At 54.1% G+C, this 17,932-nt stretch carries 13 protein-coding genes and 6 tRNA genes; 1 reads left to right on the forward strand and 18 read right to left on the reverse strand.

The features are described from left to right. Positions 1–62: 62 nt before the first annotated feature. Positions 63–1,364: a diaminopimelate decarboxylase gene (lysA, locus tag BLQ24_RS05285; protein WP_090163432.1), complete on the forward strand. Its 1,302-nt coding sequence runs from the start codon at positions 63–65 to the stop codon at positions 1,362–1,364. 80 nt (positions 1,365–1,444) lie between these two features. Here the strand turns inward: lysA and BLQ24_RS05290 are convergent, their stop codons facing one another. The 18 genes from BLQ24_RS05290 to BLQ24_RS05370 all read right to left on the reverse strand — a co-directional run bounded on the left by BLQ24_RS05290 (position 1,445) and on the right by BLQ24_RS05370 (position 17,849). Beyond that, positions 1,445–2,044 carry a hypothetical protein gene (locus tag BLQ24_RS05290; RefSeq protein ID WP_090163434.1) on the reverse strand — a complete coding sequence of 200 codons (600 nt, stop codon included), beginning with the start codon at positions 2,042–2,044 and terminating at the stop codon, positions 1,445–1,447. A gap of 3 nt (positions 2,045–2,047) precedes the next feature. Then, entirely contained in the window at positions 2,048–2,656 is a 609-nt protein-coding gene (locus BLQ24_RS05295; RefSeq protein WP_090163436.1) for an NUDIX hydrolase, read from the reverse strand. Positions 2,657–2,761: 105 nt separating this feature from the next. Then, complete coding sequence (locus BLQ24_RS05300; protein ID WP_090163439.1) at positions 2,762–4,195, reverse strand: SLC13 family permease; 1,434 nt, start codon at positions 4,193–4,195, stop codon at positions 2,762–2,764. Positions 4,196–4,699: 504 nt separating this feature from the next. After that, on the reverse strand, positions 4,700–5,713 hold the full coding sequence (locus tag BLQ24_RS05305) for a hypothetical protein (RefSeq protein ID WP_090163442.1): 1,014 nt from the start codon (positions 5,711–5,713) through the stop codon (positions 4,700–4,702). Then, on the reverse strand, positions 5,710–6,387 hold the full coding sequence (locus BLQ24_RS05310; protein WP_090163444.1) for a sigma factor: 678 nt from the start codon (positions 6,385–6,387) through the stop codon (positions 5,710–5,712). Before BLQ24_RS05310 ends, BLQ24_RS05305 begins: the two co-directional genes overlap by 4 nt. A 17-nt stretch (positions 6,388–6,404) precedes the next feature. After that, the gene (gene gyrA, locus BLQ24_RS05315; protein ID WP_090163506.1) at positions 6,405–8,936 is read right to left on the reverse strand and encodes a DNA gyrase subunit A; all 2,532 of its coding nucleotides are present in this window, start codon (positions 8,934–8,936) and stop codon (positions 6,405–6,407) included. 79 nt (positions 8,937–9,015) lie between these two features. After that, complete coding sequence (gene gyrB / locus BLQ24_RS05320) at positions 9,016–10,947, reverse strand: DNA topoisomerase (ATP-hydrolyzing) subunit B (protein ID WP_090163446.1); 1,932 nt, start codon at positions 10,945–10,947, stop codon at positions 9,016–9,018. A 27-nt stretch (positions 10,948–10,974) separates the two neighbouring features. After that, a complete protein-coding gene (locus BLQ24_RS05325) occupies positions 10,975–11,820 on the reverse strand; it encodes a DNA-3-methyladenine glycosylase family protein (RefSeq protein WP_176755865.1) in 846 nt (281 codons plus the stop codon). A 124-nt stretch (positions 11,821–11,944) separates the two neighbouring features. Further along, positions 11,945–12,121 carry a P-loop NTPase family protein gene (locus BLQ24_RS10085; protein WP_163427153.1) on the reverse strand — a complete coding sequence of 59 codons (177 nt, stop codon included), beginning with the start codon at positions 12,119–12,121 and terminating at the stop codon, positions 11,945–11,947. 162 nt (positions 12,122–12,283) lie between these two features. Continuing rightward, positions 12,284–12,697, reverse strand: coding sequence for a hypothetical protein (locus tag BLQ24_RS05330; RefSeq protein ID WP_143004256.1), 414 nt, complete (start codon positions 12,695–12,697; stop codon positions 12,284–12,286). 123 nt (positions 12,698–12,820) lie between these two features. Further along, positions 12,821–12,895 (reverse strand) — tRNA-Cys (locus BLQ24_RS05335). 40 nt (positions 12,896–12,935) lie between these two features. Next, positions 12,936–13,010 (reverse strand) — tRNA-Gln (locus tag BLQ24_RS05340). 24 nt (positions 13,011–13,034) lie between these two features. After that, positions 13,035–13,107, reverse strand: a tRNA-His gene (locus tag BLQ24_RS05345). 58 nt (positions 13,108–13,165) lie between these two features. Further along, positions 13,166–13,242 (reverse strand) — tRNA-Asp (locus BLQ24_RS05350). A 5-nt stretch (positions 13,243–13,247) separates the two neighbouring features. Beyond that, positions 13,248–13,323: transfer RNA gene (locus tag BLQ24_RS05355), tRNA-Val, on the reverse strand. Between the two features lie 6 nt (positions 13,324–13,329). After that, positions 13,330–13,403: transfer RNA gene (locus BLQ24_RS05360), tRNA-Met, on the reverse strand. Positions 13,404–13,766: 363 nt separating this feature from the next. Next, positions 13,767–17,051, reverse strand: a complete 3,285-nt coding sequence (locus BLQ24_RS05365; protein WP_090163452.1) for a DUF11 domain-containing protein — start codon at positions 17,049–17,051, stop codon at positions 13,767–13,769. A 3-nt stretch (positions 17,052–17,054) separates the two neighbouring features. Next, positions 17,055–17,849: a class B sortase gene (locus tag BLQ24_RS05370; protein WP_090163454.1), complete on the reverse strand. Its 795-nt coding sequence runs from the start codon at positions 17,847–17,849 to the stop codon at positions 17,055–17,057. Positions 17,850–17,932: the final 83 nt, after the last annotated feature.

Genomic DNA, 17,932 nt, shown 5'->3' on the forward strand with positions numbered 1-17,932 from the left:
GCCGCAAACCGGGAAACTGCGGGATTCCGGTCCCTGCACGCCCCCGGCAGAGGAGAAGAAAAATGAATTTACTGTACGACAATCTGAACATCAATGAAGCGGGACACCTGACCATCGGCGGCGTCGATGCGGTCAGCCTGGCAGAAGAATACGGCACCCCCCTGTATGTCCTGGACGAGAACATCATTCGCAAAAAATGCCGGATCTACACAGAAGCGATGACCCGGTACTTTGGAAACGGTTCTGTTCCGCTGTTTGCCGGAAAGGCACTCTGCTTCAAGGGAATCTACCCGATCGTGGAGGAAGAAGGGCTTTCTGCCGATGTTGTCTCCCCGGGAGAGATCTACACAGCGCTGGCCGCCGGATTCCCGGCAGAGAAGATTTACTTCCACGGAAACAACAAGACCGATCAGGACATTCGCTATGGTCTGGAGCAGCACATCGGCTACTTCATCGTGGATAATCTGAATGAACTTCGCATCCTGAACGAAACTGCCGGAGAAATGGGCGTGAAACAGAAGATTCTGCTTCGTGTGACCGTGGGACTGGACCCGCACACGCTGGATGCGATCAATACCGGAAAGATTGACTCCCAGTTCGGCCGGGCCATCGAAACAGGCCAGGCGGAAGAATCCGTTGTACAGGCTCTGGCCTGTGAGAACCTGGAGCTCTGCGGCTACCACACCCACATCGGCTCCCAGATTTTTGAAAGTGACCCGTTCTGCGACCAGATCGACATCCTGCTGGGATTCGCCGATGACATGCGCCGGAAGCACGGCTACACCGCCGGCATCTTCAATATCGGCGGCGGCTTCGGTGTGCGCTACACCGAGAGCGATCCGGAAGTGGATATCGCCGAAAACATCCGTCAGATTTCCGAACACCTGAAGAGTCACTGTGAAGAGCGCAACTACCCGCTGCCGCAGGTTCTGATGGAGCCTGGCCGCAGTATTGTGGCGGATGCGGGCGTCACCCTGTACACTACCGGCGGAGTGAAAGAAATCGAGGGATACCGGAACTACGTCATGGTGGACGGCGGAATGACAGACAACCCGCGTTACGCACTGTATCAGTCCGCATACACCATCGTTCTGGCCAACCGCATGAACGATACGGCGGACTTCCGCTGCACGGTTGCCGGAAGATGCTGCGAAACCGGTGACCGGCTGGCAGAAGATATCCTGCTGCCGAAAGCAAACCGCGGCGACATCGTTGCCGTGCTGACCACCGGCGCCTACAACTACTCCATGGCCTCCAACTATAACCGGATCCCGCGTCCGGCCATCGTCATGGTGAAGGACGGCGCTGCACGGCTGGTGGTGAGAAGAGAAACCTTCCAGGACCTGATCGAGCGGGAGCTGTAACAGAAACTAAATCGAGCAGACAGAACAAGTGCGGAATCGCCCGGGTGAAGCGATTCCGCACTTGTCTGTTTCTGATTCTGTTACTTCGCCAATCCGATGATGAACTGCTGGTATGTCCATCCTCCCAGCCATTTCTCCATCCGTTCTTCGTCATACGGAACATTGTTTCCCTGCTCCTTCGTGAGTCCCGGGTCTTTGGCAAAAAAAACACCGTTTTCATACTTCCAGAAACACATCACATGACCGTTGCGGGAAGTCCGGACCGACCCGTCCATGGAATAAAAATCCGTATTGCGGGAAGACGCCCAGATTACTGTGTCCTCCTGCATCAGCGCCTCCCGGAGGGCTGCCACGGTCCGCTCCAAAGGCCGGGACTCCACGCCGAACAGTTTACGGTTCATTTCATTGAACTGAAACTGGGCATCACCGCCGCAGATCCCGGTTCCGTCCTTCGAGGCAACCCGGCTCTGATCCACGCCGTACTCCGCCCTCATGTGATACACATCCGCCGGCGTCAGATCCTTTCCCGTGAGCACGTCAATGCAGTGGGTCATGGACACAAGACCGCAGGCCCGGTAATCGATCATCGCATCCCAGTAAGGGAGATGCTCCCAGGGTTCCCCGTTTCTCTGGGAGAAAAAAAGTTCTTCCGCATGTCTCTCTAATTCCGGTCTTACCATGTTCTACTCCCCTTTCACCAGCATCCATCCCAGCATATGCACGATCTGCTGAAATCCGCCTTCCCGGATCAGACCGTCAATCTGTTCCGGGGACTTCAGCTCCACATGCAGATACTCCGAATCATCCAGCTCCTGTCCGCCCGCCTTCCGGCAGTTTTTTGCCCGGAAAATATGGGCGTAGTTGTCGGAAATCGTTGCGTCCGAAGGAGCCGTGATCACATGGGACCAACAGTCCGAAACATATCCGGTCTCCTCTCTCAACTCCCGTACTGCCGCTTCCAGTGCCTCTTCTTCATCGGCCCCTTCATCCGGCTGCGTGATGAAATCCGGAGCCACATCCTGACCGGATCCGCCGCCCGGCTCAATGCCCCCTGCCGGAAACTCCGTGGTAACCCGGCCGATTCCCTGGCGGTACTGCCGGACACAGAGAAACCGCCCCCCTTCATCCGAAGCGATGATTACTACGTAACTACGGCGGCTGTAATTATAGAACGGCCCCAGCAGGGACCCGTCCGGCATCCGGAACTCGGTTTTCCGAAAATCAATCCACCGGTCCTGTACGATATGCTCTGTCTTCACCGGCTCCCAGGCCAGTTTTTCTCTCTCATCCATGTCGCCCCATTCCCCATTCTACGGTGTCTTCACGCTTTCTGTTACAGCATACAAAAAACCGGAGCATCCTGCAATGCCCCGGCACATTTCTTTCTATTTTCTCTGTTAAATCGTGCTGAATGCCGGCCAGTATGTTACCAGCAGCCACGCCGTAACGGACAGGGATACAATGGAGATAACAGTCAGCCATACACCGTGACGAAGCATGAACCGCGGCTTCATTCCGTATCCCACCGGGATCGCACGGATCGAGGTCGGCAGCATGTAGGACAGATTCACACCGATGGTAGCTACATAGATGTACGGTACCGGATTCAGGCCGATCCCCTGCACCATGCTGATGACAATCGGCATGGCAACCGCCGCAGTGGCTGTGTTGCTTGTCATGTCGGACATGAGCAGCGTAACAGCGACAATGACGAAGATGGTCGGGAAACCGCCGTCCAGGTGCAGCGCCGCCATTGCCTCTCCGATCGCCTTTCCTGCTCCGCTCTCATTAATCAGTGTGCCCGCAGCCAGACCGCCGGCGTAGATATAAAGCAGATCCCAGATAATCTTCACCTCCGCACTCTTCCAGGTGATCAGCCGGGACCCGTCCCGTTTCACAATTACAAAAGCGATAATTGCGCAGATGATGAAGACATAAGCCGGCTTCAGTCCCGGCAGGTAATCCTGATACAGCTGGCGGGTGAAGGAAAGAACTGTGGCGGCAAGAAACAGCCCCAGTCCCCACTTTTCATCGCCGCTCATCTTTCCCATGGAGTGATACTGCCGGACAAAATATTCCCGGCTGCCGCCCAGATTCTCGCCTTTTTTGCAGCGGCATACCAGATAAATCAGGTTAGAGATAATCACCACAGCCATAATCGGCAGGAAACGGATGACCCAGTGCCAGTAGATGTACTCCTTTCCGGTTACCTCCTCCAGATACTGCACAGTCACCAGGTTCATGGCACCTCCCAGCGGTGATGCCATTCCTCCCACGCCGGCGCCGTAGGCGATCGTCATCAGAATCATGGAACCCGTCCGGCTCTCTCCAATATCCTCCATGCCGAGATAGCGAAGCATGGAAACAGCGATCGGCGTGATCGCCGCACAGACCACTGCATTCGGCAGAACGGCAGACAGCACGGTGGTCAGCAGGAACCAGAAAACAACCTGACTCCGCAGTTCATTTCCGATCATGACCAGAAAGAAAGACGCAATCCGCTTGTCCAATCCGGAGAGTTCCCAGGATGCGGTGATGATAGAGGCACCCAGCAGCAGAAGAATGATTTCATCTGCGTAATTGGCAATCACAAGACCCATATCGGCCATCTGGATCACCGCATTCACCGCTACCGGCAGGAATCCGGTCACAGCGAAGTCCACAGGTCCGGTAATCCACCAGTATGCCATCCAGGCAATTGTCCCGATGGCGCCTCTGGCAGCAACAGTACTGAAATACTGGTGAGGAAGCAGGGTCGTGCAAAGCAGGAAAAGCAACGGCCCGACTGCAAGGTTTATTATTCTGGTGTTGTTCGATCTCTTTTCTTTCATACTGATTTACAATTCTCTTTCAAACAAAAATAACTTGTTGCATGTGCGACATTTTCATAGCGCACGCTTTAAAGTATACAATCCCGCATTAAATTTGCAAAGGTTAATTTCGATTCACAAAAATATTTCGGGAATGGATCAGGAAACAGGCGTCAGGAACCCCGTCTGTGCAGGCATAAAAAAACACTGCACATCCGAGCCCTAACATCCGATGCGCAGTGTTCACACAGCGTAGCAACGCTGCTTAGAACGAGAGATGCGATGCCTTGTCCAAGATTCTGCAGCGCAGGCTGCGCTGCAGAACTTCTCTATTCATCTAACCCCTTTTGAACAAAGTGAGCAGACGGAGGCCACCTAACAATTTCACCCGAATCCGCTCTCTGTCACAAAGCCGCCCGGAAACCCGGGACAACCGCTTTTCAATTCGTCCCCCAACGAATATCTCTCCCAATACCACTATTAGATTTCGGAATACTTCGCCATAATTTCGGGGTCATACCGAAATTATTTTTCAAAAAAAGTGTTTCCGGTATTCTCCGTACTTTCCTCCTCCCCGTTCTGCTCCGAAATCTTCGCTCCATTCTCCGATGCCGATCGCTGTTCCCGGGCAGAGGAAGCTTCCTCCCCGTCGGTCTTCTCATCCATCAGTGTCACCTGCGCATCGGGACTGATTACATCGGAAAGAGAAACCTTCTCAGGTTTCTGGCTGATGGATTTCCGGCCGGCAGTATCTGTCCCGTACCCGGAGGAAGGATACCTGGCCGCCGCAGAAGCATTCGCGTATCCTGTTCCGGCGCCGTCCACCGCCGCAGTACTGCCCGAAGCGCCGGAGGACGCCTGGACTGCATCCGCAGCAACGGACTGCTTATTCCCGCTGCTGCCGTAAACCGCCGATGTCCCGCTGTCCATCTTCCCGTTTTCCGTCTTTCCGGAAGCATTTTCAGAGGCAGTTTCCTGCTCTCCATTCTTCGGCTGCTCCAGTGCAGGCTGCGGAACTGCATTTCCGGTATTCTGATGATTCACACTGACCACTGCCGCAACCATGCGGGTTTCGTCCTCAACGATTTTCAGTCCCTTCGAGTCGTCACATTTCACAACCACAGAAAGTTCTCTGACATGAGTCAGTTTCGAAGAACGCTCCAGGGATTTGGTGAGTGTCACCTGCACAGCGCCTCCCTCCCGCAGGATTCTGGCTGTGTGCTTCGCCATTTCTGTGGTTCCGACGATATCCACAACCCGGTTCCTTCGATTCAGACGGTATTCCACGCCCGGCAGCTGATCCACATGAACGGTGGCATACACCATCAGATTCTGGTAAGAGTAGCCGAATATGCCCGATACCAATATCACTAATGAGGCGGCCAGTGCAGCCGCACGCCGGAGAATATGATAGCTTCGCCGCGGCGTGTAGTGAACCGTATCCCCGACTTCATATACGGCGGCAACTTCATACACGATGCCGTCCGACCCGAGGATCACACTGCCGCCGTCATCCGACGACAGAACAATCGCCCTCATATTCTCACCCCCCTGATATATCGTACGTATTCCTGCAAATGCGGATAATCGCCCAGCAGGATCTCCGCTGCTGCTATTATATACTTTCGATGACGATCCAGAATTTTTCGGGGTACGCCGGAAATTTCTTCGATCTGCTTCATGGGCAGCGTACGGCGGGAGCGCATCTGACGGGTCAGTTCCGGATGTTCCAGAAGGGCCTGCACCGCCAGCGCACAGGAATGCTTCGTTTTCCTGGATTTGGGGGAGGATTTCGCAAGATCCCGGAAGACCAGTCCGTATTCCTCCAGAAGATCCGAAAAAGCTTCGATTTCGTCCCGCACCGGATTATCCGTCCCGGAAGGCTCCGGAGCAGGCTCATTGGAAAACTCCTCTTCAATGTCCGCAGTCACTTCGGGACGATACTTCCCATGATGCTGCAGCTGGTCGATTACCCGGCGCCGGATCACCATCTCCGAGAATTTCACAAAACTGCCTTTCTCCGCATCATAGGAACGGACTGCCTCATAGAAAGCCATCATTGCGACAGACCATTCATCATCGCTCTTCGAGACGTAATGTCCCACGGTCCGGTAGGCAGCATAGAGAATATGCTTCTCGTACTCCCGCACCAGTTCCGCAAAACAGTCCTCGTCCCGCTTCGCTTTCTCGATTTTCTGTCTGATGTCTTCCATATCACTCCGTTATTCGATCAGAACTGAGAAAACAAATCCACTTGTCCTCCCGCCGAAAGGTCCTTCTCCGACCCATCGTTCACCTCCGGATCCGGTCCCGAAGTGTCCGGGGTGTTTCCTTCCAATGCATCCGGCCCAGAAGTGTCCGGGGTATCAGGCGTATCCGGTCCTGTCGGATCCGGCATATCCTCCGTGGAACGAAGTGCCGCCTGCTTCCCGCAGGAAATTACAGACTCACCGAATTCACAGCGGATACCCGCCGCTGCCCGTGTCGCCTCCGGCACCTCTTCCACCTTCATTACGACACACTTTTCCTCCAGCAGGAAGACGACTTCGCCCTCTGCATCCCGGGAAACAATCCCCGTCAGAGGACCGGTCATCTTCAAACTCTTTTTCTCCCAGAGGAAGACCCCCTTGCCCCCTCTGGCCTGCTGCGGAATCTGGCTGGCACGGAACCGCTTGATGAAACCGCCGGAAGAAGCGGCGACAATCTCGCTTCCCCGCTCATAGCGCGTGACTGCTGTCACAAGGTCTCCGTCATCCAGACGAATTCCCCGGACGCCGGACGCCGCCCGGCCCATGGCCCGGATTCCGTCTCCGGAGAACCGGATTCCTTTCCCCCGCTTCGTTGCCAGGATCAGATCTTCACCATTGTCCACGACCACGTCCACCACTTTTTCATTTTCTTTTAACTTTGTATAGGATATACCATTTCTGCGGGATGTATCAAGATCACTGATCTGTATCCGCTTGACAGCGCCCCCGTCGGTGATGACAAACACGGATCCTTTGTCGAAGTCTCCCACCGCAATGGCAGACACGAAATTCTCCCTGGTCAGGAATCCGCAGCTCTCCGCCAGAGCCGTGCCCTTCACGCTGCGGGTGGATTCCTGCAGATCCAGAACCGGCACCCGGTACATCTTCCCTACATCGGTGAATACCAGCAGCGTCTGCTTCGTCGTGGTGTGGTAGAGATGCTTGACATAATCATCCTCCATTGGTTTCACCGCCTTGGATACGTCCGGAACCCGTTTTGCATATCCCCGGGCGGTAACAGAGACAAAGGCATCCTCTTCGACGATCAGATCATCCTCATCCAGTTCTCCCGGATCCTTCACAATCTCGGTTCTCCGCGGGTCGCTCCAATTCTTCCGGATTTCCAGCAGTTCCTTCCGGATCACCTGCATCAATTTCCGTTCGCTGGCAAGAATCCCTTCATACCGGGCGATTCGTTTCTTCAGTTCATCGAACTCATTCTGGAGTTTTTCCCGTTCCAGACCCTGAAGACGGGCGAGCCGCATATCCAGAATGGCCTGGGCCTGGACCCGGTCCAGACCGAAGCGCTTCATCAGCTGTTCCCGGGCATCATCATAGGCACTGCGGATCACCCGGATCACTTCATCGATATTGTCCAGCGCAATGAGCAGACCTTCCAGAATATGAGCCCGTTCCCGTGCCTTTTTCAGGTCGAATTCCGTCCTCCGGGTGACCACCTCTTTCTGAAATCGAATGTACTCTTCCAGCACTTCCCGCAGATTCAGTGTCTTCGGTTTGCCGTCCACCAGCGCCAGCATGATCGCACCGAAATTTTCCTGCAGCGAACTGTACTTGTACAGATTATTCAGGATGATCTGCGCATTAGCATCCTTCCGGAGTTCAATGACAATCCGGATTCCCTCCCGGGAAGATTCATCCCGGATTTCCGTAATACCCTGGATCTTCCGGGACTTGACCAGTTCCGCCATTTTCTCGATCATCTTCGCCTTGTTCACGCCGTACGGAATCTCCGTGATGATGATCTGCTCTCTCCCCCGGCGGAAGGGCTCAATGCTGCATTTCGCCCGCATCCGGATCCGTCCGGTGCCGGTGCGGTAGAATTCCCGGATCCCGGACTTTCCCAGAATCTGTGCACCTGTAGGGAAATCCGGTCCCTTGATGACCGGGATCAGGTCATCTACAGTGCAGTCCGGGTGTTCGATCATATAAACCGCTGCGTCAATGGCATCGCCCAGATTGTGGGGTGGGATATTCGTCGCCATACCGACGGCAATCCCGCTGGAACCATTCACCAGCAGATTCGGATACCGGGACGGCAGAACGGTCGGCTCCATTTCCTCACCGTCGAAATTCGGCATGAAATCCACGGTATCCTTTTCAATATCCCGAACCATCTCCATGGAAAACGGAGACATTCTCGCCTCGGTATACCGCTGGGCCGCAGCACCGTCTCCATCAATCGAACCGAAGTTTCCGTGACCGTCCACCAGCGGGTAGCGCATGGAAAAATCCTGGGCCATCCGGACCATCGCATCATAGATGGACGAATCTCCGTGGGGATGATACTTACCCATGACTTCACCGACGATTCTGGCAGATTTCTTGTGCGGCTTGTCCGGCGTAATGCCCAGCTGCTGCATACCATAGAGGATACGCCGGTGCACCGGTTTCATACCGTCCCGGACATCCGGCAGCGCCCTGCCGACGATGACACTCATGGAGTAATCCAGATAACTTTTCTCCATCTCGTCCGTCAGACCGTGTACTTTCATCTTCCGGTCTTCGGTTTCATAATGATATTCGACTTTCTGTTCTTTCGTTTTCCTTGCCATTTTCCCTTATCCTGATTCTCTATAGATCCAATGTCGCTTTCTTTGCGTTTTCTTCAATAAAAGCGCGTCTCGGCGGAACCTTATCTCCCATCAGCATGGAAAAAACCCGGTCTGCCTTCTCCGCATCATCCATCTCAATTCGGATCAGCGTACGATTCTGATAATCCATGGTCGTCTCCCAGAGCTGGGTGAAGTCCATTTCTCCCAATCCCTTGTACCGCTGGATTTCCACCTTGGTTTTCTTCTTCGACAGTTTCGCCAGCACCGCCTCCTGCTCCGCATCCGAGTAAGTGTAATAAATGTTCTTTCCCTGCTTGTCCCGGAACAGCGGCGGCTGGGCAGCATAGACATATCCGTCTTCAATGAGTTCCGGCATATACCGGAAGAAGAAGGTCAGAAGCAGTGTCCTGATGTGGGCACCGTCCACATCCGCATCCGTCATAATGATGATCTTGTGATACCGGAGATTGTCCGCATTGAACTCCTTCCCGATTCCGCAGCCAAATGCGGTGATCATGTTCTTGATCTCTTCGGAGTTCAGCATCCGATTCTGTCCCGCCTTCTCCACATTCAGAATCTTGCCGCGGAGCGGCAGCACGGCCTGTCTCTTCCGGTCCCGTCCCTGTTTGGCCGATCCTCCCGCAGAGTCCCCCTCCACCAGGAAGATTTCCGACCGGGAGGGATCCTTCTCCGAACAGTCCGCCAGTTTCCCCGGCAGAGCCGATACCACATCCAGCGCCGATTTCCGCCGGGTCAGATCCCGGGCCTTCCGGGCTGCAGAGCGGGCCTTCAGCGCCCGGGAGGCTTTCTCCAGAATCGCCTGAGCCTGTTTCGGATGCTCTTCAAAATAAATCGAAAGGTTTTCAGACACCATGGAATCCACGAAGCCCCTCATTTCCGGATTTCCCAGCTTCGCCTTTGTCTGCCCTTCGAACTCTGCATTTGCGACTTTCACCGAAATGACCGCCGTAATGCCTTCCCGGACATCGTCGCCGGACAGAGATTCACTGTCCTTCAGCACCTTCATCCGATGCCCGAAATCATTGCACACCCGGGTGAGCGCTGCCTTGAACCCGGTCAGATGCATTCCGCCCTCAGTGGTATTGATATTATTCGCATAGGAGTGAATGGATTCCGAGTAACCGTCGGTGTACTGCAGTGCAACTTCCGCTTCCTTGTCTTCTTCCCGGGCCTCCATATAGATGATATCCTCATGGATCTTCTTCCGGGCCGCATTCGTTTCCGCCACAAATTCCCGGATTCCGCCTTCGTAGCGAAATTCGTCTTTCCGCTCCTTTCCACTTCGACGGTCCTCCAGCGTAATATGAAGATCCTTCGTCAAAAATGCCGTTTCCTTCAGATGCTTGTACAGCGTTTCATAATGATACTCTGTCGTCTCGAAAATCTCGGGGTCCGGCCAGAACCGGGTTCTGGATCCGGTCCGCCGCGCCTTGCCCACAACTTCCAGTTTTTTGGTCGTCTTGCCTCTCTGAAACTCGATCCGGTAGAGCTTTCCGTCCCGGGCGACCTCCACAATCATATGGGTGGAAAGGGCATTTACTACCGAGGCACCTACGCCGTGCAAACCGCCGGAAACCTTGTATCCTCCGCCGCCGAACTTGCCGCCGGCATGCAGAATTGTATGAATCACTTCCACCGCCGGAATATGTTCCTTCGGATGCTCGTCCACCGGCATGCCCCGGCCGTCGTCCTGTACCGTAATCGAATTATCTTCCTCAATGGTCACTTCGATATTGTGACAGAATCCGGCCAGCGCTTCGTCCACACTATTATCGACGATTTCATAAACCAGATGATGCAGTCCCTGGGTTCCTGTCGATCCAATATACATACCCGGCCGGACCCGGACCGGTTCCAGCCCCTTCAGGACCTGAATCTGCGAAGCACCATACTTCGCCCCTGCTGAAACATTCTTCTCGTTCTTCGGCATTTTCACTCCCACTTTCCAAGAAATCGATCAATGAAACGAACCGGTCTCCCGCGGCCGGTTCCGGAAATATTCAAAAAGATACTGCTGCATGATTCCGTTATACGGATGATATCTGTCATACGGAAAGTTCTCCTCTCCGCCGTAATCCTCCGCCAGTCCGCGGTTAATCCAGACATCCCGGGGGAATGCATCCAGTTGATGCAGTCCGAACAGCGCCACACAATCCGCCACTTTCCGGCCGACTCCGTATATTTCCCGCAGCGCTTTCCCGCAGGATTCCAGATCCATCTGTTCCATTTCTTCCAGACAGATTCTTCCGGCGGCAGCGTCTTCCGCCGCTTTCCGCACATATTTTTCCCGGTACCCCAGCTTCACCTCCGCCAATGCCTGTTCAGACATTCCGGCAATCTGCTCCGCCGTCGGGAAACTCCACACAATTTCCCCGTTCCGGCCTTCCAGAGGGTCTCCTGCTGCCCTGGCCAGCTTCTCCACCGCCAGTCGGATGGCGGGGATATTCTTCCGCTGTGAAATAATGAACGTAATCAGCATCTCCCAGGGATCCTGCCCCAATACACGGATTCCCGCCCCCAGCTGCTGGGCACGGTACAGAACCGGATCCTCTTCTTCGCAGACCATACTGCGGATGTCCCGGTAACACCTTCCAAGGTCAAAATATGAACGCCATGTGCGTTCGAACTGTCTTTCCGTACAGGATAAATCGAAATGCGTATCGTCGATGTGGCGAATATATAAAAGCTCCCGCCGGAACGGAATACGGTATTCTCCCTCCTGCCCGGTCTTCTGCCACCGAAAACACTGTCCGCTCTCTGCGATCATGTCCAGATCCAGATCATCCTTCCATTCCAGTTTCATGAGCACCTCCCGCAAACCCGTGTTCATACGAAATGATATCATACCACAACCCCATGAGCATCGTCAAAAAAACAGGCACCGTCCGGCCAAGCCGGACGGTGCTGATTCTTCATGCATTCTGTTACTAAGCGGTATATCTGCTGAGGACCTTCGAAGCGTTCCGTTCCTGGACCGCTTCCACGAATACATCGCTGCCGAAGTCATGATGCTTCACGAAAGCGTCGATGCCGTTTTCCTTCAGAAGTTCCACCATCATGTCTGCCTCGGAATGATTCCAGGCATTATATACGACCTTCTCCATACGATCCCTCCTCTCATTTCTCTCGGTATAGTAATAATACACGAAAAAACGAGAACAGAATCCTAATCTTCTATAAGGCCGTCTTAATTATTCTTTATTCATCTTAATGATTACCGATGTGACACACACCTGCACTCCGGTTCCCCGTCCGACGGGCCCGGATTACTCCCGGATCATGCCGTTATCAATGACTGCGACAATGTCATCCTCCAGATTATTTTTCGGATTCATCACATAATAAGAGACGACTCTCTTTCCCGGCTTCACATATTTATTATACGCCGTGTATTCGTGTTTTTTCGAATACCCCCCATTCCCCTTAGAATAACTGGTAAAACTGGCAATCACCACATACGGTTTCCCTGCCCGGCTGCGAATCACCTTCATTCCGGATTTTCCGTACCGGACCCGTTTCACCTTCCTGCACCACGGATATACCTCCCTGACATATGCCGCACTGAGGGAACGGGATCTGAGATTCGGATCTTTCGGATAATAGTCTGCATTTGCGACGCAAGTACCAGCCCCGAACATCATGATCGACGTCAGGCTGAGAGCCAACAGTTTCCGGTTCATACCGGCCTCCTCTCTGCAAGAAACAGATGCACCGCCCGGCCGCGGCGGCTTCCGCATCCGACAGTCACTCCGAGTACTCCGGACATAAAAGAATCCCGGAACCGACAGGTTACGGGATTCTTATGGAGGCGGCACCCAGATTCGAACCGGGGGATAGAGGTTTTGCAGACCTTTGCCTTACCACTTGGCTATGCCGCCATATGCGCAGGACATGATGTTCAATCATGTCCTGAAAAATTGGCTGGGGTAGCAGGATTCGAACCTGCGCATGATGGAATCAGAATCCATTGCCTTACCGCTTGGCGATACCCCAATACTGCATATTATGAAATTCAAGGGTGGGTAGTGGGATTTGAACCCACGCATGCAGGAATCACAATCCTGTGTCTTAACCACTTGACGACACCCACCATGTGGCACATGCATTATCATAACACATGTGTTTGACTTACGCAAGTCGAAAAAAATTGGCGACCAAGACGAGGCTCGAACTCGTGACCTCCAGCGTGACAGGCTGGCATTCTAACCAACTGAACTACTTGGCCAAATATGGTGGGCGTTATAGGGCTCGAACCTATGACCTCCTGCTTGTAAGGCAGATGCTCTCCCAGCTGAGCTAAACGCCCTGAAAATAGCGGCGAGTGGAGTCGAACCACCGACCTTCCGGGTATGAACCGGACGCTCTAGCCAACTAAGCTACACCGCCATATTCTCTCGCAGACAGCTTCTCGTGAAAACCGACTACGCGAACTATATTACCAAAGCGACACGTTTCTGTCAAGAACTTTCTGATGTTCTTCTGCAAGCACATTCGGGAAAGGATCTTTCCTGCTGCACCTTCGGAAAGGCACTCCTCTGTGCGGCGCAATCGCCCGGGTGCTCTGACGAGCAACAAAAGTTATTATATCACACGATCCGATTCATGGGAAGAAGAAAATTTCCATGAAACCGTTTTTTTTCGAGATACCGGTAAACGAGGCGTATCGTCCCCCGTTTACCGGTTCTCTGTCGATCTGATCCGTACCGGCTCCCACGGCCCCGAATATCAGAAATTACTACATATCACTACTTATCTCCGTTTCGACGTTCTGCGCTTTTCCCGGAACGCCAGAATGCACACCAGCATGAGCACGACTGCTGCACCACTGATTATCAGAACATGCCGCCTCATATCGAAGCGGTCTCCTGTCTGAACCAGCGGTCCCTTCCCATCATCCCGGGATTTCTGCGTCTTCGTCTTTTCCACGGTTTCTTCCTTCGATTTGTCCGGTTTTTTTGCCTGATCCGGTGCTGGGTTGTCCGGTTTCACAGTCTGATTCTGCGGCGGATTATCCTGCGCCGGATTATCCTGTTTTCCGGGCTGGTTCTGCCCCGGTTTATCCGGATTCCCCGCCGGATCATTCCCGTTCGGCTTCGGATCTTCTTTCCCCGGCGCCGGGTCCGGAACGTCCACGGTCACGGTGTGATCCGTTTTCACCGGCTCCCCGTTGTCTGATGCACCGATGATCACATTCCGGAGTTTTTCTCCTTTCCCTGCGTTCTCCGGAATTTTCACCGGATAGGTCACCCGCATCGTCACGCCAAACGGCAGATCATGATGGGTTTCCAGACGGAATCCGTTTCCCTCCTCATTCTTCCGGAACGAACAATCCCTTGTGATATCCTGGTCCTCCATGGTCACCCGGGCCTTGGACAGATCATAGACCCCGGCCTTCGAATCAAACTGGTCTGTAAAAGTCACATTCTTCGCCAGGACATTGTCCCGGATCTGCCGTAATTCCAGAGTGTACATTGCAGTATCTCCCGGATGGTAAATCCCTTTGTCACTGGATTTGGTGATTTTCAGCACCGGTCCCTTGATGCCTGCCGTATTTTCATCTGAATCGCCTCCGGACGGAATCTTGTCGTCATCACGAATGAGATCTCCGTTCGTGTTCAGGGTCGCCGGCACGGTGATCCGATTCTTCACCACATCTCCTCCCAGGTTCTCATCATCCACAACAACACTGTAGGACAGGGTGATTCGCCTCTTCAGCGCCAGGTTTTCGTAGTCCGTCTTCGTCCGGTAGGCAGCCGTCCGGCCCCTTGGATCCTCCGTGGCAGGAATCGTGCCGTCCGGGCCGCCCATATTCCGGTATTCTCCCAGGAATCGAACCGTAAAGCCCTTTAAAGCCCCTTCCTTGTCGTAATCGTACTTCAGTTCATAATCCTTTCCTTTCTCCATGGAGCGGCCGTTCTCATCCTCAGCCTCCACAGAACCTTTCTGCAGTGAGACACCTTTCGTTTCGATCGTATCCGCCGCACAGATATCCCGCATGAAGCATCCCCCGTTGATCTGAGTGATCTCTGCAGTATAGCTGATGGTATCACCGGTGGAATACTTCCCGGACGGATCCCCCGTCGTCTTGGATGCCTGCTTCGTCACATGCATCTTCGGGGAATTAATATATACCGTTTCCGAAGCAGTTTTCTCCGGAACACCCCACGCTCCCGCCGTCACGGTATTCTTCATCACTGTGCCGTTCAGCGTTCTGTCCGCTGTGCCTGTGAAGGTCAGCGTTACGGTCTCTCCGTACTTCAGATGATCTGCCCGGTATTCGAATCCGTTTCCGTTCTCTGTCACAGCGACTTCGTATTTTCCGGAAGCGCCGCTGACCGAAAGGCTCTCGGGGTCAATCCGGAACCCGTTCGGGAAATCCGTGTCTTTCACGTATACCCGGTAGGCTTCCGCCTTCGGATTTTTCTGGGTGAAGGTCACCCGATACGGAATGTGGTCTCCAACCTGAAATTCATAGGGCTCTGCCGATTTTGTCACCAGAATGCCCGGGTTCTTCGGACCATCTTCTGCACCGGGCAGCCCCACTTCCGTGACGGTCTCATTGGTGGTTTTCCGATACGTATGGCCGGTCCGGGTATGGACTTTCAGTTCTCCCTGGTCCAGCATCCTGAGGGTCAGACCATCCTCACTGAGAAGCGGTTTCTTCTCGCCGTAACGGCTGGTCAGAGTGCGCAGGGATTCCTGCGTCGGGTACTTGTCCGTATTGATCTTCACTCGGATACGCAGTGTATACAGGTGATCATAGAAATCCGCATTGTCCAGTGCGCCATCCATAGCAGCCGCCGTTACCTTCTGACCGTCTACGGCAATCCGAAACCCGCTGGAATTCACCCCGTCCTGCAGAACCACTGCATCCACCGGCTGCAGGACATCCTCCAGTTCATCGGACAGAACATACTGATCGAAGTAGGTTGACGGCGCATAGCCTGCACCAACCTGATGACTGACATCAATGGTGTACACCTCATCCGGCCGCAGCAGCCGATTGCCGGTTACATTTTCTTCATCGCTGTCACTGACCCGCTTATACGGCTCATTCGGTTCCAGGTCCGCCATGCCGTAAGCATTGATGAAGTAATAGGACCAGTAACCGCTGCCGCCCCGGCTCGTGCCGAAGCGAAGCCGGAAGGCGGATTCGTCCTTGAAATAAAATCCGCAGGCATCCTTCGGATCGTTATCATGCTCTTCCCAATTCCTCGTTCCCTGACCGAAGGTTACGCTTTCTTCCGATGCTGCGAAATCCAGATTCGTGTCATGAGCAACGCAGAGATATGCCGGTGCTTTCGCTCCCCGGAAGGTGACCGTCTGACCGGCATCAATATCTCCGAACGTCAGATTCGATGAAATGGGGTACTTCGTATCCGTGCCTGCCCGGAAGAATTCATATTTCAGATCCAGATCACCGGTGCCGTAGACGAAGGTGTGCGGCATCGCATGACGGCTGATGAACACATACTTCATGCTGCGCTCCACATTCGGCTCCGTCCAGTTCATGATCGTGATCTTCATATCGATGTAATCGAATTTTTTCTCCCGGTTGTTGTAAATTTTCAGATTGCCGATTCGGACTCCGGCCTCTCCCTTCCGGATTTTCTCCAGGTTGAAGCCGACTATTTTCTCCGGACTGCGCCATACATAGGACGTGCGAACCCGCTGGTCCAGTTTTCCGTCCCTGGCATCCCCGGCAATCCGATCCAGTGCCCCATGGATTTTGTCTCCCTGGAACGATTCGCCAAAGGCGCTGTACGTGGGCGTTCTTCCATCCAGTTTCTTCGATGTCTGCTGAATGCCATTAGCATATTCATTCGGCACCCAGAACGCCTTGTTCATGTGCTCCCATGTGGAATAATGTCCATGGGCACTGCGGTAATTCTCCGCCCGGGCACCGCCCCGGGCGGCATTTCCGGATCCTTCTGCGGCATAGACCTTCCCGGTACAGACCGAAGCAATTGCGATTAAGATCAATACAACCACAAACAGGGCCGGTGTCCGATCCCGTTTTCTCCATTTTTCCATACATCACTCCTTCCGAACGAAAACAACAGCGAAACGGCCGTAGGGCCGCGGTATATGATAAGCGCAGGTGGATAATGTCAGCGTCCGGGAAGACGCCGGCATTTTCCCCGCTCCCACCAGTCTCAGATAACGTTTCATGCCGGACCGGGTGTAAATCCCGCTGTAATCCAGATAGCAGGGCTGCTTCCTGGTATCGGCAAAAAAGGAACAGCACACGCGATAATATTCGCGTGTGCTGCTGCCATCCCGGTGAATCCGGTCGAACCAGAGCGCCGGATGCCGCCTGCGGCCTGCCCGGGATCCAAAATACTCCTCCAGCCTGCCGAACACAGCCCCGCTGCGCATGTGGTGCCCGTAGATCATGAGATTCCCGGTTTTGCATGGGTCCGACCGCCCTTCCAGAAACGGAACCCCTTCCGGAGATGCTTTCCCATAAAAATCACGATGCAGATATTTCGTATTATTTCCTTTCACGTACATAACAGGGTAGCTGATCCCGGTGCCCGGCACCCGGATCCAGCCTGCCAGATCCGCTCCGTTCCGGGAACGAATCAGTTCCCGATAGTCCCGCCCCGGCCCGCCGTTCTTCCCCGGGAGCCGGCAGGCCTTCCCCTCCCCTCCGGATGCGGAAGGCTCCGAAACACGGCTTTCCATCCGACGGAACGTCCGCTCCGAAGTCTGTAACGCGCTGCGGTATCGAAGCACCTCCCCGGCTTCCACACCGATCAGCAGCAGACAGACGACCCCTATGATCAACAGAACCACTCCCACAGGGGAATGCGGCCGTTTACATGTCATTTTTTTGTCCCTCCTCCCGTTTCTCCCACGAAAAAAGAGAGACCTGAAGACAGATCTCTCCTCCGTTGGAACCGGTCACGGAC

Source organism: Eubacterium pyruvativorans (assembly GCF_900102225.1).
Taxonomy (GTDB): domain Bacteria; phylum Bacillota; class Clostridia; order Peptostreptococcales; family Anaerovoracaceae; genus Aminicella; species Aminicella pyruvativorans.

Excerpts from the sequence above, each read along its gene's own strand:
- lysA (WP_090163432.1), top strand. The coding sequence starts at position 63 with ATGAATTTACTGTACGACAATCTGAACATCAATGAAGCGGGACACCTG.
- BLQ24_RS05290 (WP_090163434.1), bottom strand. The coding sequence starts at position 2,044 with ATGGTAAGACCGGAATTAGAGAGACATGCGGAAGAACTTTTTTTCTCC.
- BLQ24_RS05295 (WP_090163436.1), bottom strand. The coding sequence starts at position 2,656 with ATGGATGAGAGAGAAAAACTGGCCTGGGAGCCGGTGAAGACAGAGCAT.
- BLQ24_RS05300 (WP_090163439.1), bottom strand. The coding sequence starts at position 4,195 with ATGAAAGAAAAGAGATCGAACAACACCAGAATAATAAACCTTGCAGTC.
- BLQ24_RS05305 (WP_090163442.1), bottom strand. The coding sequence starts at position 5,713 with ATGAGGGCGATTGTTCTGTCGTCGGATGACGGCGGCAGTGTGATCCTC.
- BLQ24_RS05310 (WP_090163444.1), bottom strand. The coding sequence starts at position 6,387 with ATGGAAGACATCAGACAGAAAATCGAGAAAGCGAAGCGGGACGAGGAC.
- gyrA (WP_090163506.1), bottom strand. The coding sequence starts at position 8,936 with ATGAAAGTACACGGTCTGACGGACGAGATGGAGAAAAGTTATCTGGAT.
- gyrB (WP_090163446.1), bottom strand. The coding sequence starts at position 10,947 with ATGCCGAAGAACGAGAAGAATGTTTCAGCAGGGGCGAAGTATGGTGCT.
- BLQ24_RS05325 (WP_176755865.1), bottom strand. The coding sequence starts at position 11,820 with ATGAAACTGGAATGGAAGGATGATCTGGATCTGGACATGATCGCAGAG.
- BLQ24_RS10085 (WP_163427153.1), bottom strand. The coding sequence starts at position 12,121 with ATGGAGAAGGTCGTATATAATGCCTGGAATCATTCCGAGGCAGACATG.
- BLQ24_RS05330 (WP_143004256.1), bottom strand. The coding sequence starts at position 12,697 with ATGAACCGGAAACTGTTGGCTCTCAGCCTGACGTCGATCATGATGTTC.
- BLQ24_RS05365 (WP_090163452.1), bottom strand. The coding sequence starts at position 17,051 with ATGGAAAAATGGAGAAAACGGGATCGGACACCGGCCCTGTTTGTGGTT.
- BLQ24_RS05370 (WP_090163454.1), bottom strand. The coding sequence starts at position 17,849 with ATGACATGTAAACGGCCGCATTCCCCTGTGGGAGTGGTTCTGTTGATC.